Consider the following 26,445-nt stretch of genomic DNA (forward strand, 5'->3'; position numbering starts at 1 on the left):
AGTTGGATTAAAAATGCAAAGGAGATTCAATAAACGGTTGAAAGGAGGCTTTTCCTGTCTCAATCTCGTTTTTATCCAGCAGGTACATTGTATAATTTTCATCTCCTCGATCAATGACAAACATATATCTATCATCACCTACAAAATGATAATGAGGCGAGGAGAACAGCGACATATCCACTTTATGAACCTCTTTTTTGTTCTTGTATATTTTCATTTCGTTAGAAATGTTCTTTGCATTCCTTGCTTGGAACCATACGGGTCGAACGTAGGTGTATCGATCATCAATAAAGTAAGTTGAAATAATAGGAGAAGACTTGATGTCTGTTTCCTGGATGTGTTCTCCCTTCAGATCAGAGCTGTAGATTTTTAATCCTCGTGGATCAGTAATGTCCGAATCATCCTTCTGATCTGCAGGGTAATAGTAATTGAAATACATTCTATTCTTATGAATGGGGCCAAGAGAAGCAAATCCACCGTCCGTCTTTTCCCATAGTGATGACAGTATAGATGTGGCGAGATCGTAACGCAATGCCCGATATCCCTTGTCTGTGAACTCATTCATATAAACTTGTGAACCATAAGGTACGATATCCGTTATGCTCCCTTGTTTGAATTTTCCGCTGTATAAGACTTCAGGTTCTTGGGATAAATTGTCTATCGGGAGGCGGAGCACTTGATACTGTTGTTGGCTATGGAGATCGAAGTCGATAGCTCCATAGTAGATATTGCCGCGATGAATCGCAGTTCCACGCAACATTGCGTTAGGAAATGTCTTTACTACTTTGCGATTGGTTCCATCGAGATTGAGCTGAACAAGTTGAAAGATTGAGGAACCTTCTTTATCTAGACGACTTTCTATCGTATACAAATGTCCTTTATAGTATTGCAATAATTTGGTTTGTAAAGGGTTGATGTTGGCAACATAAGCGTTACAATTTTCATCACTTTTCTCTTTACTGATTAAGCAGGAATGATCGGGGCGGTTATCTAATAGAACGGGTTTCATTGTTGGCTTATCGGCATAATAGATATAACTTCCGTCCAACATATAATATCCATTCTGAGTAGTGGTTACTAGTGCACCTATCCCTTGTGCATGAAACATATAGGGATAATCGGTTTCAGCGTTATATTCATCGTTGAGTGACTGCTCTGATGAGGAGCAACCAGAATTAAGGAATATAAGAATGAATAATATGGGGAGCAAGGTGAAAGACTTGTTCATCGTATCACTCCTAAAATAAGATCAGGACTCTGTTTATAGAGAATCGCTTCATCCATTGAACAGAGTCCTATATCATTAATGCAGCATTGAGATCATGATGGAGTATTAGTACGAAACGCTAGTGTTGTCAGACCAAGAGGCTTGTCCACTAGCTACAAAGTGTGAAGAATATGCTTTAAGTGACGTAGGATTGCGCTTCGTTGCTTTGGCATTTGCACTTACACTTGTTTTGTAGCCATTGTCGGATCCGTAAGCGTAATATACATCACTGATATCGCCCCAAGTGTTTCTGTTGTGGATATTTTACCATTTTTTATTGACATTGTAACATTATCAGGTCATAAAGGAGCTCTCAAATTTGAAAACTTATTTAAGAGTAAAACAGTTCCTTTTTCCAAATCTCCATAATATTCGCCGAATGCATTGTTTGGTAATAAGGATAGAGCACCATTATTCGCAAGAGCTAATGTTGGTACTGTTTCTTGCCGATATTAGAACGAGATGCTAATGATTGGATGAAACCAATTACGGCAAAAGAAGCTGCTCAATTGTTTTATAACTATTATTCGGGCGACGCAGACACAAACAGATTTACTTCTTGATAACGAAACGTAAATGCTATGGGGTGCCTAGCTTATCACTAGCATGCTTCCAAAATAACGGATTTATCGGCACAAAAATTTATGCTTTCTACAAAGTCGTTCGTAACTATGTCATTTTATACATACTGAACATATGCTAGAATTTTTACGTTAGAGGCGTTATAACGTCGAATCTGGCATTTTTATTTAGTTCCAGTGTAAGTTTTGTAACGTTTACAATTCATAGGGGGTCGTCATCATGTTTAAAAAGTTACAGAACAAGATTATGTTCATTTTTGCATTATTGCTGGTTGCTTCTATGGTCATTCTGCAACTGGCAACTAACTTGCAGATGACTAACAGCTTTAAAGAAGAGCTGGACGAAGTAGGAAGCGCAGAAGCGGTGGCCTTATTGCAAGTTACGGATTTGCGTCTAAATAATTATGCAAAAGATATTTTGCATTTTAGTGAAAATTCTGAAATTAAAGACATTGTAAAAAACCGAGAAAAGCTAACTCCTAACATGATTGAAATGATGAAGGATTATACAAAAATCAATCCTGAAGTATCTGCTATTTATATGGGGAATTCATCGAAGCAGATGTTTGATCCCGAAGCTAATGTATACAAAAAAGATTATGATCCTCATACTCGGCCGTGGTATAAATTGGCTAACGATGACAAGGATAACGTGAAATTCAGCCCTCCGTATAAGGATAGTGTCAGTATGAAGATGAAAATAGCGATCTCTAAGGCCATTGTGGAAAACAACAAGGTTCTTGGGGTTATTTCGCTTGATGTGAACCTGGATCAATTGACAAAGCAAATCAGTGAAACGAATGTAGGATATAACGGATTTGGATTTATTTTGGATGCAGAAGGAAACTCGGTAGTGCTGCCGGATACAGAAGATGCACAAGGAAAAAATCAACGGGGAAGACCTTATGTTGACAAAATATACACTGCAAATGAAAGTGCAGGGAAGGTTAACTATACGGATAAAGGCGAATCGGAAGTTCTGTATTATACGACGTCTGGTCTTACAGGGTGGAAAATCGGTGCTGTCTATCAAGAAGACGAACTGTTAAAGCTCACGAACCATATTAAATACATAAACATAATCATAACCTTATGTGCTATTGTCGTTTCAAATGTTATTATCTACTTTGTCGCCCGCTTCTTTACGAAGCCAATCGTTCAATTGACGGATCAGGTGCAGCTAATGGCTAATGGAGACTTTACCGTGGAAGGGAAGGTAAGTTCGAAGGATGAGATTGGCCAATTAACAGGCCACTTTAATCATATGGTTCAAAGCGTGCGGGAAGTCTTATCCCGCGTGATCGTTTCCTCCGAACATCTCTCGGAGTCGGCTGAAAATCTGAGTGCCGTATCGGAAGAAACAAAAGCGGCAAGCGAAGAAATTGCTCACGCCATGTCGGATGTCGCACAAGGATCGGCAGAGAGCGCAGCAAACCTGGATCAGATGCAGCATGTCACAAGCCAATTGGCCTCGCAGTTTGTATTGGTGGAAAAAACGATGTCCTCCATGCAGGTGAAGTCAAACCAGACGCAGCAGGCAAGCATCGATGGAAAAGAAACGTTGGCAGTGCTGCAAGCGCGCTCCGATGAATCGTTCCGTGAAATTCAATCGATCGAACAAGTATTGAACCTGCTCGTGACCAAAATCAACGACATCCAGGCCGTGGCCGAAATGATCAAAGCGATTTCAGCTCAAACCAATCTGCTTGCTTTAAATGCGTCGATCGAAGCGGCAAGAGCGGGAGAGGCTGGCAAGGGATTTTCGGTCGTCGCCACAGAAGTGCGTAAACTTGCAGAACAATCCGCCAGTTCGACAGAGCAAATCAGCAGCACCATTCAGGGCATTATGGAAGAGGCTGCGAATGCCACTCGGGCGATGAGCCGGACCAAGGAAATCACCTCGGAACAAAATGAGGCTGTGCAGTCGACAGAGATCGCATTTGCAAGCATTCAAAGCTTGATGCAGCAAGTGATCGAGGCGATCAAGGAAATGTCGGGCGAAATACAGACGGCGTCTGAGCTGAAGGAAAACGTGGTTCAGTCCATTGTAAATCTATCCGCAATCTCGGAGGAATCCGCAGCCGCCGCGGAAGAAGTCAGCGCTTCGACACAGGATCAGTTGAAAGCAATCGATACGGTTTCGCAATCGGCGGAAGCTTTAAGTAATTCCAGCAGCGAATTGGAATTGTTAGTGAAGAAATTTAAAATATAGGCAATCATTGTGATGTTATGCGGTGGTATGCCGGGTTCTTCTATGGACTCGGCGTACCGCCGTTTTTTATTAGGGGAGCCTTAAGTCTGTAGGTTGGATAAATGTAGCCCCTATCTATCGTAAAAGTAGAAAGAAATTCGCATTAATAGATGCTAACGGGAACCGAATAGGTGATATTCAAAGACACTATAATAGTACGCTTCATCATATTGTAGATAATATTTTTAGCGATTACTTAGTTAATGTTGAAGTCTTTGATACGGAAGTTAGGGCAATGAGCAAGGCCATTGAAGTTTGGTCTCTTAAAACGATGATTAGGTCGGAGTGGAAAGTAGACTCTAATCGTTTGGGGAAATTTGTACTGAGAGATAAGACGATGATCAAAACAAATCCTTGCATGGAGTTCGCTATCGATAATAAGGTTTACTCGTTAAAAAGGGACTTCATGGATCGTACCACTACGTTAAAAAATTCATCTGACAGAGTGACAGCATTGATTACATATGATAGGATCTTTCCTCCTCGGACGTTTACGATCGAGCTTTTCGATGATGAAGTAGACATCTATACTTTGTCGTGTATCTTCTATTTATTCTCACTGAGAGATTGAATATACCTGACAGCTTATTTATATAAACCAAAACCTCCTGGTGTAGGATTAACGAGAGCCCACCCCACACCATCGCATAGACTCACACACTGTTTTCCTCATACCTTGCCAGTGCCATGGCGGCTGTTTCGCGCATGCGCTTCTGCAGATATGCGCTATCCTTCACGCGGACGCGCTTGCCGAGAAAACGTATCTTGGACAAGAGGAATTCATGCTCATTCCATGGCAGCCGGATTCGAATCTGGTAGCTGCGTTGTTCCTCATCGTACATTACCTCTGTTTCAAAGCAGGAGAAGGCATAAAGGATGCGCGATAGTTCGGAATGATAATCACGGATAACCTCAATCACTGCCTCGGACTTGTGGCGATCGCGTAGACGGGCAAGTTTCGCCATAATATATTCCGCTTCCGCTGGCGGGATTGATTCTGCTGCCAAAGACGTAATATTGCGCAGCTTGGTGCTCATGAGCCCGCGGTGCTGACGATGGTACCAGAGCAGGTACCATTCTCGCTTAATAATAGAATACTCTAATTTATATGGAAAGCCCTCATGCTCCTCGTTGACACGCCTGCCCTTGATCGCGTAACTGATGCGTATCCCTGTCCCGGAAGAGATGTACCTACGGAGCGGCTTTAGCATCGGATGATAGACATGCTTTTCCTTGCTTTTGGCCTTCTCAATGAGATTATGGGAGGTATCCATGAGTATCTCTGAGGACAGGATTTCATTTAATTTGGTTATCGTATCTTCCGAGAAGGCCTCGCTCGCTGCAGGATGTGCGAGCATCGTCTTCAACCATGCCCGTTCATGAGAGGTAACGACGAATGTTCCCGCTTCTTCGAGACGAGTCAAAATCTGATAGCCAAAGATTTTCTCAAATGGGTTCATAGTAATCAGCGATCTCCTTCCATTCCTCTATCAACTCGTGCCGCAGATATCTGGGCTCCAGCACCTCGCAGCTCGAACCGAAGCTGCGCAGCCAAGGCTTAATCTCTGTAATTCCATTTACCGTAATTTCATATATAAAGGAATGCTCATCTTCTTCGATGATTTCTCCCCACTGCCCTTGCAGCAGCACACGCTGCTTAATGAAGTCCGGTTCTCCCGGGCGAGGGCTGAAGAAGCGGGCACGCACCTTCACGGGACGGCCGGTATCGATGAGCCAACTGTATTGAATCTTCTCCATCAGCGCCGCTGTCTTCATCTGGAACACGTCCTCGGACACAGCATCCACTTCTTCAATGTGGGTCATGCCCTCCATGCGGAACTTGCGGATACCTTCTCTATCGCTGCTCAGCATATACCATCTGCCATATTGATGATCGTACACGATTTTTAAGGGCAGAGCCTTATGCCAGCTTCCTTCGGCTTCCCGCTCGAAGCGCGGATTCGTCTGTTGTGCGGCATAGCTTTTCTCCGCCTTGGGCGTGAAGTATTGGAATTTCACTCTGCAGCGTTTCTGGATCGCGGCCAATAAGGTAAACAGATGGGCTTCATCCAAAATGCGTGAATGATAATGATATTTATATAAAAAGATGTCGGTAAGATGTTGGCCGTTATGGTCGAGCAGCAATTGCTTCTTCAAGCTGTCCCGCAGCAAATAGCCATGGACAGAAGGCACCTGCGTGTTTGCCATAACATCTACGAAATCGTATAAATCCAGCAGTTCCTCATCCGACAATTGCTGAATGAGCTCATCGTTCAAGCGGAAGCGATATGGGCGGGATGCATTCGCTTTGCGAATGACGCCGACCGATTCCAAATATTTCAGGTCGCTTCGAATTGTCTTCTCATCAGGCATCGGCAGCTCTTCCGGCGTTTTGCCGCAGCATTCATCCATAAGCTCCATAGCCGTCATGGATTGCTCCTGCAGCGCCTCCAAAATAGTCGATATCCGAACCGATTCGGATTCCTTCAGCGACTTGGCTCGAAACAAGAACAATAGGGCGGGATCGGATGAATCGTAATTGCGAGGATGAACAGCTTCCGCCAGTTCCAATTCCGACGCGTGCTTAGACTGTAAATCGGAGGCTGCGGCAACTTCTTTCAGGCGCCGTGCCGTTTTGTCCAATGTATGTACGGAAATGCCCAGCCGATCTGCCAACTGCTGTCTGTTGAATGCGCCTCTCATCAGCATGAGTGTGCGCAAATATTGAATCTCCTTATCGAAGCTCTCCTTCGCCACGTCCAATCTCCTTTCTCCCAAGCAGTTCTCTTTCATTGTATCAGGTAAACATGAGCGGAAGCACGAAATAATCTCGGTAAGTCGTAATACATTCGCCATGTTCGCAGCACTGGAAATAAGGGATGATGAATACAGGAAATAACGGGCTCGAGCTTCATGAACAGAGATTTCTAATGTCGAAGCAAATCATGCGTAAAGGGTTATCCGAATGTCAGAAGGAGTGGTCACACATGGCGAATATACGTCAGCAAATTATAGATGCGTTACAAACGATCGAGAAAGAGGAACGAGTACGCATATTGTATGCTTGCGAATCGGGCAGCAGGGCATGGGGATTTCCATCGATGGACAGCGATTATGACGTCCGATTTATTTACGTAAGACCGATGGACAGCTATTTATCCTTATTCGAAAAGCGAGACGTGATTGAGCGGCCGATCAGCAATATGCTGGATATCAACGGATGGGATATGAAGAAAGCATTGTCTTTATTTCGCAAGTCGAATCCTCCTTTGCTTGAATGGCTGCAATCTCCGATTGTATATGCAGAAGCATCGGATGTGGTGGCGCAGATACGTGCCCTATCCTCCCATACCTTTTCGCCGAGATCCTGTATGTATCACTATTTGCATATGGCCAAAGGAAACTACAGGGAGTATTTGCAAAGGGATCAAGTGAAAATCAAAAAGTATTTTTACGTGCTGCGCCCGCTGCTGGCCTGCCCATGGATCGAGCGTTATAACGAGATGCCGCCTATCGAGTTTCCGGTGCTGGTAGATTGGCTCATTCCGACGAACGGTGAACTTCATGCCGCCATTCAACAATTGCTCGCACGAAAGATCGCAGGAGAAGAATTGGATCATGAGCCTAGAATTGAGGTCATCAATGCCTTTATTGAGGAGTCCATTGGGTACTATGAACAGATTGCCGTGCAGCAGCCTGTTGCAGCAGGCGGTTATGATGGACGGCTTGACGAATTATTCCGCTGGTCGATAACCGCATCAGACACAAGGAGAGAAATAGAGATGCGAGAAATACCAGAGAATAGAATAACATTGTAACTGATCTTTAATCATGCGCCGGTCAAGGTGGAGGCAATAGGTAAGAAGGACAGAGTACACTTTTTACCGCTAAAGCAGGCAGAGTTTTATGAAATTGTGCCATAAAGTCTATGGAAAATCATGCTACAGTAATGGTAGACTATGGTTCTCCAATAGATGGAGGAACTTTCAATTTGATAGAGAAGGGAAACGCAAAGATGAAAAGAATGGTACACGCGGGAAAATGGATGCTGGCGGTTGTGCTGAGCATAGGCTTGCTGGGAACCGTAAATCTGCCTGCGGCGTCAGCAGCGCCGCAATCGGACAACGCAATTCAAGAGTATGGATTGCATTCGTTGATCAAGAAAGACGGTACATATTGGGTGTGGGGAAACTTTCAAGCCGTACCGACTCAATTGTATGGAATAGGCCCTGTAAAACGGATCATCGGCTCCTATGTGGTAACGGATGATAAGAAAGTATGGTTCTTAGAGGATGACAACACATCGCCAGAAATCAAAATTCACCCTGTGTCCGGCATCAGCGACATGGTTTATTTCTACGACGATTTAGCTCTCGATGCGGACGGAAAAGTATACGTCGCTGAGGACGAGGACAACGAAAGCTATAAACATGTTCTATCAGGCTATAAACATGTTCAATTCAAGGAGCTGCCCGGCATCAATCAGGTTGAAGAAATCGTTTTTTTCTACTATCCCGGTGAAGCGAACCAAGAACGATGGTTCTTTCTGAAGAAGGACGGTACTATATGGGAAGGGGTAAATAAACGTACCTCTTTTAAAAAAGTTGCTTCTTTGCCTGAGTCGACTCCTACGAAAGTAGAAGGGGTGACGGGGATTCAATCAATTCATTCAAATGGAGAAACGAATCTGGCAATCGATGGTGCATCTCGCCTATGGTTCTGGGGTGCCACAGTGACGGGAATGTCCGATGGCACGAAAAGGCATGACCATCCAAAGCCGATTCAACTAAAGAATATCTCCGATGTGAAAGCAGCGTATATTGTAGAGCGTTCAATCATAGCATACACAAATAGCGGCAAGGTATATCGTACGTCCATCGATACCGAATCGATGTCAGACAACGCCAAATTTGATCTTGTTGCATCCAATATCAGCTCTCTTAAAGCAGGCTGGCGGCATATAATTATGCAAAAAGCAGATGGCTCCCTATGGGGATGGGGCGTCAATAAGGATGCGGATTTAGGATATGGCGACTACGAGTTCATGCATGAGCAGGCGGTGCCGGTACAACGCGCCGTAGCGCTTGCCTTGAATGGAGAGGCCGTTAAGTTGAACAACGGCGTTGTCATTCGCAAAGATCAGGCCTTTGTCCCTATACGTTCGATCTTCGAGAAGCTTGGCGCCGCGATCAAGTATGATGAAGAAAGCAAGGTAGTCACGATCAGCCGCTCCAATGCTGGCACCGGCAGCGCGGAATTGACCATCGTTGTCAACTATAAGACGGGGACAACGACGCTGAACGGAAAGGAAGTTCAACTGGAAAATAAGCCTTTTGCAATTAAGGGAACCTCTTATTTGCCGCTCCGCTTCATTAGTGAGAAGCTGGGAGCGAAGGTAGACTGGAGTCAGAAGGAAGACAAAATTTCGATTACGATGAAATAGAGAGTATGAAGAGGGGCTTGCTCCGGTTATGGCAATTACCGGTCAAGGCTCTTTTTTATATAATTAGCGTGTTCTCAAGCTTCCTTCTAGAGTCCTTGATACTCTGTTAGATGCAGGTTATGTGCATCTTCTTGTCGAATACATTATTTTCCCTCGGTCGATTCCAGCCAAAACCAAATGTTTAATGAACTACTATTGTAAGGGAAGGCAGGGGAGTATGTGGACAATCTAAAAAACAAAAAAATACTTATTGTGGACGATGAACCTGACATTCGGACCATGATCGATATGCTGCTGCGCAAAGAGGGCTATTATCGAATTTATACGGCATCCGACAGCAAATCAGCAATAGCTGTGTGCCGCAGAGACAAGCCTGACATCGCCATATTGGATGTGATGCTTCCAGATCAGGACGGCTTTGCGCTGCTGACAGCCATCCGCCAATTCTCCAGCATGCCGGCGCTGTTCTTGTCTGCGAGGGGCGAAGATGAGGACCGGCTGCTCGGATTAGGTCTTGGAGCCGATGATTATATGGTGAAGCCTTTTTTGCCAAGGGAGCTGATCCTTCGCCTGAACGGCATTTTGAAGCGAGTATATCAGACGCATCAGGAGGATAGCTTGCCGACCTTTCATTTGGAAGGATGCACGGTGGATTTAGAGAGCGCTGTGGTATATCGTAAGGCCGATGGTGCTGGAGAACGTGAGCAGCCGCTGACGGCCAAGGAGCATGCGATTCTTATGAAGCTCTATGAGAATAGAGGGCGTATCGTAACGACTGATGCATTGTTCCAGGCCGGTTGGGGCAATGATGGCACTAGCTACGAGAATACGTTAATGGTGCATATACGGCGAATTCGGGAGAAGATCGAAGCGGATCCCTCTAATCCCAGCAGCCTGCTAACCGTGAGAGGGCTCGGATATAAGCTTATGGTGAAGGAGCCATAGGACAATGGAAGACATTATCCGCATTATTCGCCGGTTTACGGGCATTACATTTGCTATTTTTGCCGGGATCGTTGCCTTGAATTTGGCCATGCTCGGTGTTTTCGTGTTCAAGGAAATTAATGATGGACAATCTCCACAGCATGTCGTGGAGTATGTAGCGAACCATTTGCAACGGATGGGAAAGACATATGCATTAGATGCCTCATCCCGCCAGATGCTGGAGGGTACTGAAGCATGGGCGATGCTGCTTGATAAGGGCGGCCGAGTCATATGGGATTACAAGCTGCCTGGGGAAGTCCCTCGTTCATATTCTCTAACCGAGGTTGCGAAATTCACCCGTCATTTTTTGCGGGAATATCCAGTATTTGTGTGGGAGCATGCAGATGGACTGATCGTGCTTGGTTATCCGAAGAACAGCTATGCAAAGTATCATTTCTATTTTCTCGTGCCATGGATACGTTCTTTACCGCAGAGAGCCTTATTCCTGCTGCTAGGCAACATCGTACTGGGATGCGTGCTGGCTATTATAATTGGTACTCGGCTTGTCCGTTCATTGAAGCCGCTCACAGGCGTTGTTCACGCGCTTGGCAAGGAAGAGGCCGTCCGGGCAGAGGAGAAGGGGATATTCGGCAAGCTCGCGCGAAGCATCAATGATACCTCTGAAATGCTTCGAGAAAGGCAGGCGGCTCTTCGTACTCGCAATGAGGCGCGGTCGAATTGGATTGCAGGAATTTCTCACGACATTCGCACGCCTCTGTCCATGATTCTTGGTTATGCCAGTTCTCTGGAGGAACATGCGGAGGTGCCTGAGGAGCAGAGGCAGCAGGCGGCAATCATTCGCAAGCAGGGGGAGAAGCTGCGGTCTCTCGTCAGTGATTTGAATCTAGTCTCCAAGCTGGAGTATGAGATGCAGCCCTTGAACATGGAGCCGATACGATTGGCGGCTCTAGCCAGACAGGTTGCTGCAGACTTCCTGAATCAAGGGCTGGATGATCGGTATACGATTGACTTGCAGATCAAGAAAGAGCCTATTCAGGCTGAAGTCGATCGCAAGCTGATGCTTCGAGCCATCACGAATCTGGTACAGAATTGCATCGACCATAATCCAGATGGCTGCGTCATTTCGCTGCTTGTAAATCAATCAACTGATGGTTCGGCTTGTCAGTTTACGGTAATGGATAACGGAGTAGGGATTCAGCGTGATGCGTTGGAGGATCTGTTGAAACTGCCATACTCTGCGGAGAGACAACATTTGCGACAGAATGGACATGGTTTGGGGCTTCCTATGGTTGCTAGAATTGCCGAGGCACATCGCGGACATCTGTTGCTGGAGAGTGACACGGGGCAAGGCATGTGCGCTACAATTGAACTGTCAAGCTGTTCGGCCAAGGAAGCTAATCTAAGCTAACAACAGACGAACATAGACCGGATCAGTAGTTTTGCATGCAAGGGTATTTATGGAATGTCACTCTTGTCATCACGTTCTCACATTCATGATAGTAAAGAATATGTTTCTTAAATAAATAATGACGAAAAGGGCCGTTTTCTGATCAGCGTATGATCCAGAGAGCGGCCCTTTGTTGGGATTATACATCTATGGCTTATAGGTTCTTCTTATGTTCTCAGGAAGACTGTCATATCGGACTTCATGCCAATAGGTAACACCTCGGAGCCTTGTCGTATACAGCTCCAGATAAGCTCCCTTGCGTAATTGCTTGCTGGTGGTAAAGTCCAGCTGTTTTTGGTTTCCTTGGTTGTCAAAAGCAAGGAGGCTGTATTCATATCTGCCGTTCTTGTTTTTAATCGCTTCATTACTGTGGATTTGTGTATAATACAACGTCTTCCCATCAGGGTCATCCGGCGCTAGTCGTTCCGGAGCAAGTACGAAAATACCGAATGCGACGACGGCTGCGAGCAGCAGCGCGGCAATAAGGATTATTTTTTTCATTGCAGATCTCCCTTTCAGAGCGAATTAGGCTTGAATAACATCATTCCTCTGCAAGTTGCGAATGGCATAACTAGTGAACAGCACAATATAAATGCCACTCATCACATAGAATTGAATATGCTCCGCACCATTCAGACTCTCTTGGCTGAGTACACCCATGCCAATCGTCAGCATGGAATACGGCAGCAGCATGCCGAACTTCGCGACATACAGCCCCAAACCAAGGAAAACAGCACATAAACAGATGCAGATCGGTGCGGCAAAGCTACGGATTCGAAGCGAGAGCACAAGCTGTATGGCAGCTATTGAGAGAGAAGATATCCAACCTCGGAATATCCATCCTATCGCATCGGGAGGAAATTCCGAGGAGATATCAAGCAAGTATCCCATACATAGATACAGAGTAAAAAATATCAACTGGACAAAAAACAAGAGTGCTCCAACGACAATCAGCTTGGCAATGACGACGCTGGCGATGGATACGGGAGCCGTCAATACAGCATTCCAGTTCCGGTTCATATGCTCTAGTCTGCATGCATAGGCACAACAGATCGCGATTAGCACAGGGAGGAAGAACATGCCGTAAAAAAGAGCAGCTTGCGTCCACAAGCTGTACCATTCCTGCTGCAGAACCTCTCGATTTAAATAATAATTTACGCAGCCAATCACGAGACTAATAACGGGAAGAACAACAAGAATGATCCAAATTCGAGAATGCCGCAGCTTCAGGACTTCAGCGGAAACGCTTCGTAACATATCGATTAACCTCCTATACTTCCCTGCGAGAAACATGTATATTACCTGCCGCGTAACATGCGACTGCGATGAGTAGCACCACAACGGTCAGACCGAAGCTTGGTGGCTGCATCACGTAAGTTGCGGATTTCCCTGTATATAGATAGGTAACAGGAGACAGTCCGGAATAGTAAGACCATATGAATATTCGACGCACAAATGCAGGAAATAGATCTGCTGTCATGCCTATAAAGCCGCCTATCATTCCTAGACACAGGGCAAAGGACTGATTCTTCAAAATAAGGGAAATCCACTGCTGCAAGGCAATGATGGATAAGCTTGTCAGAAGCGCTCCTCCAATATGCAGAATGAGAAGCCGCAATGGGAGCGAATCGAAACCGTTCATCACGCCGAACGTAAAAACTATGCCTGCCTGCAGGACAAGGTACAGGCAGATAATCGAGACAGCGCATATGAATTTGGCCGCATAGAGGCTGCTCCGATTCATATTTGTTGCCATTAACAACTTCCATGTGTTTCCTTTGTGTTCCATGTCGCACAAGCGCGATACGACGATAGCCGATATAATCGGGAGAAATAATCCGTTCATGGAGGCTGTAGTTGCAATTACCGTTTTCCAGTCCGCGCTGCTGGGATTTCGAGCGATCGACATCGTTGTCGATACCAACGCCCATAGCATTTCAGCACCCAGAAATAAGACCATCATAGCGAAGATGCGCTTACGGCGAAGTTTGAAATATTCTAGGGACAAAGCTCTTGTCATAGACTTCTCTCCCTTCCGGTAAGCTCCAAGAAAATATCCTCCAGTGTTCTTTTGCGTTCTTCGATCCGTAGAACATCAATGCCACTCAGCACGAGCTCCTTATTCAGCCTTGCCACCTGTTGATCGCTCATATGCTTGATCTGCAAGCATTCGTCCCGTAGGCTGGCCATATAGCCCTGATTTTGCATCCATGCTGCTGCTGCAGTATTATTGCTCGTTCGAATTGCGAGGGACGACCTATTTCGCTCTTGCAGTGTCTCCATCTTTCCTTGGTAGAGCAGATTGCCGTCACTAATAATGCCAACGGAGGTGGCGATCTGCTCAATTTCGGAGAGCAGGTGGCTGGAAAGAAGTACGGTAATTCCGTATTGCCGCGGCAGTGATTTGATCAGTTCGCGAATTTCACCGATGCCTGCGGGATCTAATCCGTTCGTCGGCTCATCCAATATGAGCAGCTTGGGGTAGGAGATAAGAGCCATGGCTATGCCCAGCCGCTGTTTCATACCGAGCGAGTAATGCTCTACTTGTTTGTTTTTCTGGTTTTCAAGTCGGACAATTCGCAGCGCCTCTTCCACATTTTTGCTCGGAACCCCGCGTAATTTCTGCATGACGCGCATATTTTCAAGTCCAGTCAAATGACCGTAATAAGAAGGAGATTCAATCAGGGAGCCGATCTGATTGAGAACAGTTCGCCGATGTTTGCCGAGCTCCTGACCGAATAGGGTAATGCGGCCATCGGTGGGCTTGGCTAGACCAAGCAGCATCTTCAAGGTTGTGGATTTCCCCGCCCCATTCGGGCCAAGGAAGCCGTATATTTCGCCTTCTAGAACCTCAAGGTTAATGTTGTTCACCCGGCATACATGGTTATAAAATTTTGAAAGTCCGCGAGTAGCAATGACGGGCTGGGCATTCATCAAGGATCATCCACTCCATTCACTATTTCCAATTATGATTTCATGCTTCAACTGTAAGTCCTGCACCTTTCATAAGGCTGAAGATTACCTTACGCCAACCTTAAATGATGGTGTTCACATCCCAATATGAGAAAAAGTTGAGACGAAGAGACAAGCCTTCTGGATTATAGTGAAAGACAACAAGACAGTGCCAGCAAATTGTCCAGTTGGATGATGAGGGGCGAAAATGGGGGAATAGTTATGGATCTAATCTCAAAGGAAAAAGTGGACGTTCGTGTAGAAGATATTATCGAGCAGCTAAGGTTACATGAGGAGGCTGTACGGCAGATATTGCACGGAGGGATTGAGATACATAAGAAGGGCCTGAAGGCTGAGATGTATTTGGAACCGTCAGCCAAGGCCCTGTTGAGCTGTCAATGAATTCCCTTGCACTTAATCATTTCGGTAACGTTTTGAATTGCTTTGTTCAAGTGGCGATAGTAAGTTGCGCGACTCATATTGCAAGCAAGCGCAGCCGCAATGTGATTGTTGGGGTACAGGTTATATGCCGTATTCAGGAGAAGCAGGTCTTGTTCTTGTAGAAAGAGTGTGTTTTTCTCAAGGATGGGCAGTAAGCGTGCTTGTAAATCGACCCCATTTGTAATCATGGGGAAAAAGCGGGTGTAGTAACTCAGCTTGCCCGGATCGTGCAAGAAGGACAGTATTTTGCGGACGTCTTGCATCGTAATCTCGTACTGATTGCTGCTGGATTGGCTTGCCTGCTGGGAGAAGAAGGACATAATCCAATTCCCAAACCGCTCCTGCCTAAGATCTAGTTCTAGTATGTCCGCTCTTGCATATGTAGTATCACAATCCCTTGTACGTGTGGGACGAAGCTGGAATCCGACTTGCTGGAGGAAGGTTTTTAAATTCGGATTGGTCGCTACCAGCACTGCGCGAGAGCCTTGTCCGAGCAAGGAGAGTCGATCTCGGGTGAGCAGACCGACCAGTTCTTCACGGGTGAATATGGGATGCTTGTCCGTAGCTGTGCACAAGACAGGAAAGTATGTGTCAGCTTGATCCGCTCTGCAAGCTAGTTCTTTAGATGTGAAGCATTCGCGCAGTTCGGAAGGGAAGTGCTTTTGCATGAGTCTGCTTGTGTCCTGATGTACAAGGAGCATGATGAACATGCCAATTGGCTTTCCGTCCGTTTCACGCAAAACAACAATGCTCTCCGGGAATTGGAACGCGAGATCATCCATAAATTGGTGGTAGGTATTTCGCTGCCATGGATCAATGCTGTAGTCGCACCATCGATCAAGAAGCTCATGAAGGGCGGGTAAATCGGTCTCGGTCATAACTTCGAGCGATGAATCCGGCGAGTCTACCGTCCAGTCTGCATACAATCGATCGGATTGAAGGGTATCCTTGCACAAAAAGAGTAATTTTGCAGCAATCTCGCGTCGTCGATGAAGCTCTGCTTGGGAAAATTTCTGATATAGAAGCATGGCCGCCTTCGTTCTCAGCTCTTCTAATCGCTGGGGCTCCCTAGCACGGAAATCCCGGTACAGGTGCATGCGGGCAATATCATGAAGAGCAATGCCCTCAGGGCCTGTTCGCATAAATGACATGCTTTGCAGCAGCCGATATTGTTGAATCGTTACTGGGCGATTCAGGAACTTGGAGAGCATTTCTTGGTTGGCTTGCTGCAAGACAATTAAGGCATCAACGCACGGTTGAACCTCCTCAGTCGTAAGCTCACGCAGTAAGTGGGCACTAATTGTTTGAGATACAATATTGGTATCTATTCTCGACAACTCCCGCTTTTTTTGAACAGCTTCTACAGCAAGCGCTAGAGCGAGTGGGTGGCCGTCTGAGCTTCGCGCAATTTCCCCGCTGATTTCCTTCGAAAATGCCCCTGCATGTGAGATATAATCCATGGTTTCCGTATAAGAAAAATGAGCCAGTGGCAGTTCGATAATATGCCTTCCCCTATGCGGATGTGTTCTCCATACAAGTGGAATAGGGGATCGAGAGGCGAATACAATGAGGACGCCCTGAGATGACAGCTTCGGCCAGAATGCATTCATCACCCACCCTTCCAGGAGTGAAATATGCTCGCAATTGTCAATAAAGATAGCGATGCGACAGGAGGCGTGAGCAGACATTAGCACTTCGAGTGGATTGGCAGGATTGTAATTATATAATTCGAATTGAATGGCGGATGTAATATACTCCAAAAACCCTACTGGCGTCATGATGCTTGAGCGTCCGTCCAGCCAGATGCTTGGCCATTTTCGCTGCTGAACCGCTAGCATCATCTCTGTCATTAGGGAGCTTTTGCCTATGCCCCCCATGCCGGATATGTATAGGATGTGGGAAGGGGCTTGAGGATTGTCGAGCCAATCGAGAACATGACTCATTTCTTTGCTGCGCCCGACGAATGGCTTGGTTTGTTCCAACCAATGGAGCTGCACGATATCGGCTGCGCCTCCTTGCGATTTATTTTATTTCCCATGTTAGCGATTCTCTTCTTATCTGGCAATATCGGATAGTAGAAGTTAGAATATGGGGCTAGTTATTACAGGGATAAACGAAGAATGAATTGCTCGCCAATAAACCCCTTGTGTCTTCGGCCTGTGTCTATGAACCCGACCTTCATGTACAAACGCTGCGCCGGAATATTTTTGTGATTCACAGCCAGCGCAATCTCATTGCATGCGGGGAAATGCTGAGATACAAAGCTTTTGAGAAGCCCCAACCCAATTGCGGCGTATCCTTGTCCCTGCTGCGCATAATCGATGGATAAGGCTGTGAGCATGAATGCGTGGGGATTCGTGGTGTACTCATGAATATATGCATTCTCATGCAAGACAAAGAAGCCGACCGGCTTGCTGTTAGCTGTTATGACGATCGGGTGCTTGCCATCCGACGAATCCAGACGCTGAATTGGCAGTGCAGTATATTGTTCCTGCTCCTCCGGAAGCTGATAGGCTTGGAGGGCCTTCAAGTATTCGGGCTTGTAAAATTGCAGTTCTATTGAATGGGCCTTCATTTTTCTTTTCGCACCTCGATTTTTACGAGAATTAGAAAAATCCTTTTTATAGTGTAGCAGTACGTTTGTTTGTTCTCAATGAAATGTGAATCTTTGGATATCGGAAAGGGGAATATTCCCTCTTTGTTGAATTCATTGTTAATCGTTCATTCAAAGGAGAGGTACGCAAATGAAAATCATTGATTTGAGTGTATCCATTAGTCCTCGTATTCGTGAACTGCTTCCGGCCAAGATTGAATATTCCAGTCACAAGGAGGGTGCGAAGCAGGCAGCCGCCATACTTGGATTAAAGCCGGAAGATTTTCCGGAAAGCCAAGCTTGGGCTACCGAAACGGTAACCTTGAATACGCATGCCGGCACCCATATTGATGCGCCTTGGCATTACTGGCCAACCTCGGAAGGCAAGCCGTCAAGGACAATTGATGAGCTCCCGTTGGAATGGTTCTTCTCTGATGGCGTGCTGCTTGATTTCAGTCAGAAGTCTTCCGGCTATGAGATTACGACGGACGATGTAATCGCTGAGTTGGATCGAATCGGCTATAAGCTGAAGCCGCTGGACATCGTCTTAATCCGTACGGATGCGGACAAGCGCCTCTATGAGGAGCATTATGTGTCTTTGCATGCTGGGGTGTCAGCGGAAGCGACGCGCTGGCTGATTGATCAGGGCATTAAGGTTGTAGGCACAGATGGCTGGGGGTGGGATATACCATTGAACCTGCAAGCTGAGGCATATAATCGCGAGCCGAAGGCGGGCGTTCTGTGGGCAGCTCATTTCGTTGGCCAAGACCATGAATATTGTCAAATTGAGAAGCTGGCGAATCTGGAACAACTGCCGAAGCCATTCGGATTTAAGGTGTGCTGCTTCCCGGTAAAGGTAGAAAAGGCGAGCGCAGGCTGGTCGCGTCCAGTTGCTATTTTTGAATAAACCCCAAAAAGTGCACAAAATCGGATTACAGATAAGAGGAGAGAGTTTAGAACAGGAAGCCGTTCTATGTTTTTCATTGTTTTGAAAAGTATAAAGGCGTAAAGTAAATGGTATAATCTTCCAATAACTACCTATAATACATTACGCTTTTAAATTCAGATTAGGAGGGATAAAATGGAGGCTATGAAAATCGGATACTTTAGAAAACCTGTTTTATTGTTTTTGATTGTTGCTGTAATATTGTCAGGCTTTTTGGGATTTTCGGTTAAAGTCAATGCTGCTATGCAAACTCCTGTAATGGGGATTGACGGAAAGAAGTATAGCGTAGTATTGGGGAAAACTGGTGAACATATTATTGTTTTCAGAAATGATGTTGAAATCACGACAATTTATACTGGTGGAAGCTTCAGCAGTGACTTTGTAGATATTCAAACTTATAGCTTTACCAATGATACATTAAACATTTCTACGAAGTGGAGATATAAAGGCGCATATCAAACCTTTACAGCCTATAATGTTTCAAAAATTAAGGATAGAATTATTCTATCAACTGCGGGTGGTTCCCCAAGGTTTGACTTTCCAAGAGATTCAACGCAAAGACAGGTGAAAATTGGGAGGAAAGGGAACTGGTCAAATATCGGTGGATATTATCAGCACAACTTGCCAACTGACGTTGTAAACCAGACGGCGTATGCCAGAGCAATTAGTAGTGCGGGAGAGTTGATGGAATTGACTTATACAACCCCATTCCCTGCTTTTGGAACGTCAGCGATGTCAACGGAAAGTCCAGACGGAACGAAGTATGTTATAACCTCATTACAGTTATCGGCTGGAACTGCTACAATCAAGGCTCAGCGACCCGATGGTACATATGAGACAACCGAAATCTATAAAAGTTCAGATTATATTTTCTCTCAAATCAAAAATATGTGGTGGAGTGGTAACAACTTGAATGTAACATATCAATGGCGTTATGCGAATACGAATCAAACAGCAACCTTTTATAATTTAGGTAAGTTGTAAGGCAAACGAAGCTGTAGAGGCAGCAGACGCAAATCCTTCTCAATACAAAGTGAATTATGGGAGTGTCCACTTATTAATTTAAACCTGAGTATATGGACGTATATCGGTCACAGACTTCTCCTGATTACGCCAAAATTTTTACGCAATACGAATTAGCTGTGGATTGCACGTTAGAAATGAGTTCAACCTTGCACCTTGCAAGCCGAGGAATGACAAGACAGGAATATGTAAAGCATCTGTATGGATAGCAGATGTACCGATAGATAAAAAGGAGATAATTTACTTCATGTCGATCATAATTCATGCCATATCATATGAGCATGTTGATGAATTAGCAGCCTTAATCGCACGATTGAATCGCGAGAAGCAGCATCATGTTGGATTTTGCGGAGATCAGGCAGGGGAAATTGCAAGCACACTAAGAGAGGATTTCTCAGATCTCGATTTGGAATCCTCCTTCGTTATTGCCTGTGAAAATGAACGAATAGTTGGTGCGCTTGGCTTTGATGTTGATCTTGAACGTGGCGTGGCAGAGGTGTGGGGGCCATTTATTGACCAGGATTCAAAATGGAATGAGATCGCTAACCAACTCTGGGAAACGGGAATGAGTCAGCTTGGTGGCAAGGCGCCGACTTTCTATTGTTTCTATAATGAGGAGAACAAGCGAGCATTGCAGTTCACAGTTGCGGTGCAGGCGGAATTTTTACATACTCATTTGGTGTTGAAATGCTCTCGCATCGCATTCAGCTATGTTCCAGTCCAGACGACGCTGCAGGAGATCACGCCAGAATACGTTGAGGCCTTTATTGGGCTGCATGATGCCTCGTTCCCAAATACGTATTACAACGGACAAGAGATCATTAGCCGGCTACAGGACGACCATCGTATCTTTATTGCAGTGGATCGAAATGAGAGTCTGCTCGGTTACGTCTACGTGGAGGCGGATCCTGAAGCACAAGAAGGAAATATCGAATTCATTGCCGTATCGCCGCAGGCACAAGGCCAAGGGCTCGGCACTTCACTCATGCAAGAGGCGCTGCGCTTCCTGCTCATCGAGAAGGAGATTGATGAAATCTCATTATGTGTGCAGGAGGAGAATGAAAAGGCGATTTCTCTCTATCAAAAAGCAGGCTTTCAGCAAGAGCATCGGCTATTGTTATTTAAGGCAACTTAGCAAGGTGAAAGCCAAATGGCTAGATTACGGTGAGCCTGCCGTTGAAGAAGCTATCGGGCTGTACTATGCAGCGTTTATGTTCATTGGCTTGGCACTTGGAATGATGAAGAATGCGCAGATCAGCTTGGGGCGGGATCGAATATAATAAGCTCCAGTTAATGTGGAGCCAGAGGGAACCGGAATGAATGACCTTCATTCCGGTTTTTGTTATGAAGTGCACCTAGCCAAGCGAGGTGGAACAGACTAAACACGAATGCGTTCATTATTAGTTTGGTAAGAGGAGCATCGCTTACTGTCTAATATGGATTGCATCAATTCCATGATTATGGACATTTATCCTCATTCCAATGGCTGGTAAACTCACATCATAATCTTTCAATTCAATAGAGGTGAAGCCATGAATGGAGTGCGTTACAAAATAAGAGAAGTGTTGGACAAAAACAAGATTGAGACATTTTTGCAGCAAGCTCGAATTGGACATCTTGGAATGGTCGATGGTCATCTGCCGTATGTTGTTCCTCTCAATTTCGTTTGGACAAATGGAAAGCTTTATTTTCATGGAGCCACTGGTGGGAGAAGAAATCACGTTATGGGTGCAAATCCGGAGGTCTGTTTTGCGATTTGTGAAGAATATGGAACGATTACTGATCCGGTGCCAGCCAAGACGGACACAGCGTATATGAGCGTAATGATTTTTGGCAAGGCACAGCCCGTCGTCGATTTGGATGAAGCTACACACATGTTGCAGGAAATGATGTATAAGTATGTGCCTGGTTACTATAATCGGCCGTTACCCAAGCAGCACGTAGACAAATACCGGTCAGCAGTATTCAGTGGGCCGGTTGAGGTGTACCGAATAGATCCACATCATATCACCGCGAAAGAAAATCCGATTGAAGAGGGGAAAATGTTTGCTCCCGGAAAAACCGTGTAAGCTGTTTTTTTATACATAAGAACCTGTAAAAGCTCTTCGAAATCATCGAATTATAAAATGAATGCTGCCGTTACTCATGCGGCAGCATTTGCATTATTAACTAGCGTTTTTTGATAGCTCGCTCAATCGTTGTTCTTGAGTTCGATGAGCCGGACCAGATGAAATGGAGGGAAAGTGAATGAAGAATGCTTTGGAAGTTTCGCGTTCAAAATCTGTATCCGCATATGAAGAAGCCAAGCGAGTCATCCCTGGAGGAGTCAATAGCCCTGTTCGCGCTTTTTCATCGGTGGACTTGACACCCGTTTTCGCGGCTAGCGGGCAAGGGTCACGAATAATGGATATTGACGGGAATGAATACGTTGACTATATCGGATCATGGGGACCGCTAATATTGGGGCATGCACATCCTGAAGTGAATAAGGCAGCTGCAAGCGCAATAACTAGCGGAGCAAGCTTTGGCTTGCCCACAGAGATCGAAACCCGAATGGCCAATCTGATCAGTAAAATCGTCCCTTCGATAGAAAAGGTTCGCATGGTCAATTCGGGGACAGAAGCTACGATGAGCGCGCTGCGCTTGGCTAGGGGGTATACGAAGCGGAACAAAATACTTAAATTTCAAGGCGGTTACCATGGGCATGCGGATGCGCTTCTCGTCAGGTCGGGATCGGCTATCGCGACACTTGGGCTGCCGGATAGTCCCGGCGTATCGAAGTCTGTAGTCGCGGATACGCTGGCGGTTCCTTATAACCATATAGAAAGCGTAGAGCGCATGTTTGAACAATTTGGGGAACAGATTGCAGCCGTCATCGTTGAACCTGTAGCGGGGAATATGGGAGTTGTTCCGCCGCAACCGGAATTTTTACATGCGCTGCGTGAACTGACTAGGCACTATGGAAGTCTTCTCATTTTTGATGAAGTGATGACCGGCTTTCGTGTCGCATATCAAGGCGCACAACACTTCTATGGGATTGATCCCGATCTCACTTGTTTAGGTAAGATTATTGGTGGTGGCTTTCCAGTTGGTGCTTATGGCGGGAAACAAGAAATCATGGACATGGTTGCGCCTGAAGGCCCCGTTTATCAAGCAGGGACATTATCAGGCAATCCTGTGGCGATGAATGCCGGCTATAAGACCTTACAATTACTTGGGCAGCCAGGCGTTTATGATGATTTGGAACGAAAATCGGCAAGACTGGCTGAAGGTTTTAAGGGAAACTCGGATAGGACGGGCATACCGTTGACGATCAACCGAGTAGGGTCTATGTTGTGCCCTTATTTTACAAATAGAGAAGTCATCGATTTCGAAACGGCTCAATCCGCCGATAATGATTTGTTTAAGGAATATTATCCATGGATGCTGGAACACGGAATCTTGTTAGCACCAACGCCGTATGAAGCGATGTTTGTGTCGCTTGCCCACTCGGATGAAGATATTGAAATGACAATCGAGGCTCATTACCAAGTCTTGAAGAAGCTAAGCAATAGCGGAAAGATAATAAAAACGTAAACGGGAGCAGTTAGAGGGGAGAAGACATGGAACATCTAGTAGAAGAGAATCTCAAAGCCGTAAGGCAGCAGATGGATTTGGCTTGTCAAACATCCGGGCGCAAGATAGAGGACGTGAAATTGTTGTTGGCGACCAAAACCGTACCGCTTGAAAAATTGCAAATGGCGATACAGATGGGAGAGACTCTATTTGGAGAAAACAAAGCGCAAGAACTTCGGGACAAATTTCCGCTTATGCGGCAATCTAATCAGGTAGAATGGCATTTTATTGGGCATTTGCAAACGAATAAAGTGAAGGACGTTGTCAAATATGTTACGCTCATTCATTCTGTAGACCGTTTGAAATTGGGGCAGGCCCTGAATCATCAACTCGTCAAAGAGAACAAGACTATGGATATTCTGGTGCAAATCAACACCTCCTACGAGGAAAGTAAATTTGGCGCTTCTCCGGAAACGGCACTGGAGTTGGTGGAGCAATTGTCCCAGTTCGAAACGTTAAACGTGAAAGGCTTAATGACGATTGGAAAACTAAATGCTACAAACGATGAGACCCGGCATTGCTTCCGATTATTAAAATCGATTCAAACCCAAGTTAGGGAGAAAAAGTTCCCGCGTGTTGAAATGGATATCCTCTCGATGGGCATGTCCGGTGATTTCAAGGTGGCTATCGAAGAAGGGGCTACTATCATTCGCGTAGGGACAAGCGTATTCGGGCAGCGTTACTTGCCGGACAGCTATTACTGGAACGAAAACGCGCGCCAGGACGATTAGGAGAAAGGCCGGATAACGCTTATGAACCCAACTTTTCTGCATGGTTGTCGACATTTTAACGCGTTAGATTAAGATTGGCGATACGCAGAAAGGCATTGTCATTATGGACGTGTTCAATGCCGAGCAAGCTAATGTCGTGACGGGGATGCTTGGCTTATAAAAGCATCCCCGCTAGACGATAAATCCCTTCTTCAATGGCTGCTTCATCTACTTTAGCAAACCCCAGTACCCAACCTTTTCGATCGCTTTCCAAACAATACGTGCTAAGCGGATAAACGCGGATTCCATTTTCGAGCGCTAACTTAGTCACGGCTTCCTCGTCAAACGATTTATCAGCCTCAAGAAGCATATGCAATCCCGTTTCTACGCCGCTGAGTGTGAAGTGTTCGCTTAGACCAGTCGCGATAATCGACTTCGTCATGGCTTCGTGTCTGCGACGATATACATTTCGAACTCGTCTCATATGACGCATAAAATGGCCATGCTCGATAAAATGAGTTAGTGTTAATTGCTCCATAATCGGCAGATGGCGATAGGTTAATTCATGGACTTGGGCAATTTGACGAATGGCCTCTTTGGGACCGACAATTGCCGATAACCGAATGCCAGGAGCGACCATTTTGGAGTAACTCATCATATATAACGTGTTCTGAGGCCGTTGACTGAACAGCGTTGGGAGCGGGTCACCGCGATACCGAAATTCACTATCGTAATCATCCTCAATAATCCAGAAACGCTGCCCAGCAGCCATATGCAACAATTGCTGCCTGCGCGGCTCCGACATAATTGCTCCAACCGCACACTGGTGCGATGGTGTAACATATACAAGTTTGGACCCAGGATGAATGCGATCAATACATAGTCCGTGTTCGTCGACCGGAATGGATTCAACCTGCATGCGCCGATACTTCATTACCATCCAGGCAGCAGGGAAGCCGGGATCCTCAACCGAAACTGTTTCTCCTTCCTGTAACAGAGCCTGGGCAATCAAATCAATGCTATGTTGGGCGCCTGAGGTTAAGATGATCTGATCGACATCCACATGAACGCCCCGTTCAAGCGACAAATAACGTTGAATCTGCTCTCGCAGCGGCAGAAATCCATAGGCGTTTCCGTAAGCCCAATTGTCCAGGTCTGATTCTGAAGAGGCATGCAAAAAGGATTGTCTCCAACTTTTTCGAAAATGCTCGTCTATGTATGGCTCATGAGGACTGAAATCAATTTCTACTTCACGCTTATCTTTGTTTCCGAACCAACTGTGTAAATGGCCGATTCCTGTGTGCAATGATGGCAATTCAGGAGGGATCGGCCCTTGTGTGGCAGCATCTTCAGAAGGACGAGTCGCATATGTCCAATCGCTAACTCTTGTCCCGCCGCGACGAGAGGTTACGGTATACCCGCGGCTGAATAATTCCTCGTAAACAATCTGTATGGTTGAGCGGGAAACACCAATCAATGGAGCGAGTTCACGGGTAGGGAGCAGTAATTCGCCTGGCGGCCATTTTCCGGTTGTAATATTTTGAATCGCTTGATCCAGAAGCTGCTGCCAGATAGGCCGTTTGTCATTTCGATTTACTTGTAACATTCGGACAACTCCCGTGGATTGTTATAATGCCTAATTATGGATATTAATCAACAATCCATTGATTGGTATACTAGCATGACAATTGTTGATTGTGCAATACAACAGAGATCTCTTCTTAGGGAGAATTTCAGATTTCAATAATGACGGCCAGCCTGTTAGTTGTCAAAAAATAAAGATATAGACTGAGAAAATAAAGTCGTAGACTGTGAGAAGCCAGTAAGCTAACGGGGACACGATAGCTTAATACAAAGCAGCCTAACCGATAGGGATTCAAATAAACAAGCTTATCATTTCTCAAATTAACGAGGCAAGATTAATCAACTGTTTTATTTATTTTCTGTTTTTCCGATCAATATCTGAAGGAGAGATGGTCACGAAGCGTAAATCAAATAAGGAGCGCGTAATAAAAAGACCCCAACTTATTTTTTCTTATTATGAATTACGTTAAATGGTGTATGACAAGATGATTGACTGACACTAACTACTAAATATGACGAGTGACAAAAAAAGGTGTACCGATTAATAACCGCGTAAAACGCGGTTTTTTTATTATGGGCTTTAGCCCGTTGAGTGCGTGAACCGCACGAAACAAAAAACCACCCGCTATGCGGGTGGAGGGATCGAG

At 45.5% G+C, this 26,445-nt stretch carries 24 protein-coding genes; 14 read left to right on the top strand and 10 right to left on the bottom strand.

Annotated elements, in window-relative coordinates; all coding sequences use genetic code 11:
- Window positions 1-7: 7 nt before the first annotated feature.
- On the bottom strand, window positions 8-1,228 hold the full coding sequence (locus tag NO352_RS07375) for a hypothetical protein (RefSeq protein WP_005544268.1): 1,221 nt from the start codon (window positions 1,226-1,228) through the stop codon (window positions 8-10).
- A gap of 840 nt (window positions 1,229-2,068) precedes the next feature.
- On the opposite strand from NO352_RS07375, the gene NO352_RS07380 reads away from it, so the two are divergent.
- Window positions 2,069-4,060, top strand: coding sequence for a methyl-accepting chemotaxis protein (locus tag NO352_RS07380; protein ID WP_289355238.1), 1,992 nt, complete (start codon window positions 2,069-2,071; stop codon window positions 4,058-4,060).
- Between the two features lie 112 nt (window positions 4,061-4,172).
- Complete coding sequence (locus NO352_RS25260) at window positions 4,173-4,670, top strand: tubby C-terminal domain-like protein (protein ID WP_483311820.1); 498 nt, start codon at window positions 4,173-4,175, stop codon at window positions 4,668-4,670.
- Between the two features lie 82 nt (window positions 4,671-4,752).
- On the opposite strand, the gene NO352_RS07385 is transcribed toward NO352_RS25260, so the two are convergent.
- Both NO352_RS07385 and NO352_RS07390 read right to left on the bottom strand, forming a co-directional pair.
- Window positions 4,753-5,559, bottom strand: coding sequence for a WYL domain-containing protein (locus tag NO352_RS07385; protein WP_289355239.1), 807 nt, complete (start codon window positions 5,557-5,559; stop codon window positions 4,753-4,755).
- Complete coding sequence (locus NO352_RS07390; RefSeq protein WP_289355240.1) at window positions 5,546-6,856, bottom strand: helix-turn-helix transcriptional regulator; 1,311 nt, start codon at window positions 6,854-6,856, stop codon at window positions 5,546-5,548. Before NO352_RS07390 ends, NO352_RS07385 begins: the two co-directional genes overlap by 14 nt.
- A 230-nt stretch (window positions 6,857-7,086) precedes the next feature.
- On the opposite strand from NO352_RS07390, the gene NO352_RS07395 reads away from it, so the two are divergent.
- From NO352_RS07395 to NO352_RS07410, 4 genes are all read left to right on the top strand, one after another.
- On the top strand, window positions 7,087-7,917 hold the full coding sequence (locus NO352_RS07395) for a nucleotidyltransferase domain-containing protein (RefSeq protein ID WP_289355241.1): 831 nt from the start codon (window positions 7,087-7,089) through the stop codon (window positions 7,915-7,917).
- A 197-nt stretch (window positions 7,918-8,114) separates the two neighbouring features.
- The gene (locus NO352_RS07400; RefSeq protein ID WP_289355242.1) at window positions 8,115-9,542 is read left to right on the top strand and encodes a stalk domain-containing protein; all 1,428 of its coding nucleotides are present in this window, start codon (window positions 8,115-8,117) and stop codon (window positions 9,540-9,542) included.
- 219 nt (window positions 9,543-9,761) lie between these two features.
- Entirely contained in the window at window positions 9,762-10,487 is a 726-nt protein-coding gene (locus tag NO352_RS07405) for a response regulator transcription factor (RefSeq protein WP_289355243.1), read from the top strand.
- A 4-nt stretch (window positions 10,488-10,491) separates the two neighbouring features.
- Window positions 10,492-11,895 (top strand): sensor histidine kinase, encoded by a 1,404-nt coding sequence (locus NO352_RS07410; protein ID WP_289355244.1) that lies wholly within the window; start codon window positions 10,492-10,494, stop codon window positions 11,893-11,895.
- A 186-nt stretch (window positions 11,896-12,081) separates the two neighbouring features.
- Here the strand turns inward: NO352_RS07410 and NO352_RS07415 are convergent, their stop codons facing one another.
- From NO352_RS07415 to NO352_RS07430, 4 genes are read right to left on the bottom strand one after another with little or no spacing between them, the layout of a single operon-like run.
- Entirely contained in the window at window positions 12,082-12,435 is a 354-nt protein-coding gene (locus NO352_RS07415) for a YxeA family protein (RefSeq protein ID WP_262866435.1), read from the bottom strand.
- A gap of 24 nt (window positions 12,436-12,459) precedes the next feature.
- Window positions 12,460-13,191 carry an ABC transporter permease gene (locus NO352_RS07420; RefSeq protein ID WP_289355245.1) on the bottom strand — a complete coding sequence of 244 codons (732 nt, stop codon included), beginning with the start codon at window positions 13,189-13,191 and terminating at the stop codon, window positions 12,460-12,462.
- Between the two features lie 13 nt (window positions 13,192-13,204).
- On the bottom strand, window positions 13,205-13,954 hold the full coding sequence (locus tag NO352_RS07425; protein ID WP_289355247.1) for an ABC transporter permease: 750 nt from the start codon (window positions 13,952-13,954) through the stop codon (window positions 13,205-13,207).
- Window positions 13,951-14,868, bottom strand: a complete 918-nt coding sequence (locus NO352_RS07430) for an ABC transporter ATP-binding protein (protein WP_289355249.1) — start codon at window positions 14,866-14,868, stop codon at window positions 13,951-13,953. Before NO352_RS07430 ends, NO352_RS07425 begins: the two co-directional genes overlap by 4 nt.
- A 240-nt stretch (window positions 14,869-15,108) precedes the next feature.
- On the opposite strand from NO352_RS07430, the gene NO352_RS07435 reads away from it, so the two are divergent.
- Window positions 15,109-15,288, top strand: a complete 180-nt coding sequence (locus NO352_RS07435; RefSeq protein WP_005544237.1) for a hypothetical protein — start codon at window positions 15,109-15,111, stop codon at window positions 15,286-15,288.
- Here NO352_RS07435 and NO352_RS07440 read toward each other — a convergent pair.
- Together NO352_RS07440 and NO352_RS07445 are read right to left on the bottom strand one after the other, a co-directional pair.
- The gene (locus tag NO352_RS07440) at window positions 15,282-17,324 is read right to left on the bottom strand and encodes an ATP-binding protein (RefSeq protein ID WP_289355250.1); all 2,043 of its coding nucleotides are present in this window, start codon (window positions 17,322-17,324) and stop codon (window positions 15,282-15,284) included. The genes NO352_RS07435 and NO352_RS07440 overlap by 7 nt on opposite strands.
- 104 nt (window positions 17,325-17,428) lie before the next feature.
- The gene (locus NO352_RS07445; RefSeq protein ID WP_289355251.1) at window positions 17,429-17,902 is read right to left on the bottom strand and encodes a GNAT family N-acetyltransferase; all 474 of its coding nucleotides are present in this window, start codon (window positions 17,900-17,902) and stop codon (window positions 17,429-17,431) included.
- Between the two features lie 169 nt (window positions 17,903-18,071).
- On the opposite strand from NO352_RS07445, the gene NO352_RS07450 reads away from it, so the two are divergent.
- From NO352_RS07450 to NO352_RS07480, 7 genes are all read left to right on the top strand, one after another.
- A complete protein-coding gene (locus tag NO352_RS07450; protein WP_289355253.1) occupies window positions 18,072-18,827 on the top strand; it encodes a cyclase family protein in 756 nt (251 codons plus the stop codon).
- 174 nt (window positions 18,828-19,001) lie between these two features.
- Entirely contained in the window at window positions 19,002-19,850 is an 849-nt protein-coding gene (locus tag NO352_RS07455; protein ID WP_289355254.1) for a hypothetical protein, read from the top strand.
- 286 nt (window positions 19,851-20,136) lie between these two features.
- Window positions 20,137-21,024, top strand: coding sequence for a GNAT family N-acetyltransferase (locus NO352_RS07460; protein WP_289355255.1), 888 nt, complete (start codon window positions 20,137-20,139; stop codon window positions 21,022-21,024).
- Window positions 21,025-21,028: 4 nt separating this feature from the next.
- Window positions 21,029-21,169 carry a hypothetical protein gene (locus NO352_RS07465; protein ID WP_289355256.1) on the top strand — a complete coding sequence of 47 codons (141 nt, stop codon included), beginning with the start codon at window positions 21,029-21,031 and terminating at the stop codon, window positions 21,167-21,169.
- A gap of 252 nt (window positions 21,170-21,421) precedes the next feature.
- A complete protein-coding gene (locus tag NO352_RS07470) occupies window positions 21,422-21,958 on the top strand; it encodes a pyridoxamine 5'-phosphate oxidase family protein (RefSeq protein ID WP_163975355.1) in 537 nt (178 codons plus the stop codon).
- Window positions 21,959-22,136: 178 nt separating this feature from the next.
- Window positions 22,137-23,465, top strand: coding sequence for a glutamate-1-semialdehyde 2,1-aminomutase (gene hemL / locus NO352_RS07475; protein WP_289355257.1), 1,329 nt, complete (start codon window positions 22,137-22,139; stop codon window positions 23,463-23,465).
- Between the two features lie 26 nt (window positions 23,466-23,491).
- Entirely contained in the window at window positions 23,492-24,235 is a 744-nt protein-coding gene (locus tag NO352_RS07480; protein ID WP_289355258.1) for a YggS family pyridoxal phosphate-dependent enzyme, read from the top strand.
- A gap of 154 nt (window positions 24,236-24,389) precedes the next feature.
- Here NO352_RS07480 and pdxR read toward each other — a convergent pair whose 3' ends face one another.
- Window positions 24,390-25,820, bottom strand: coding sequence for a MocR-like pyridoxine biosynthesis transcription factor PdxR (gene pdxR / locus NO352_RS07485; protein WP_289355259.1), 1,431 nt, complete (start codon window positions 25,818-25,820; stop codon window positions 24,390-24,392).
- Window positions 25,821-26,445: the final 625 nt, after the last annotated feature.

The sequence above is a fragment of the Paenibacillus sp. S-12 genome (assembly GCF_030363895.1).
Lineage (GTDB): Bacteria > Bacillota > Bacilli > Paenibacillales > Paenibacillaceae > Paenibacillus_B > Paenibacillus_B alvei.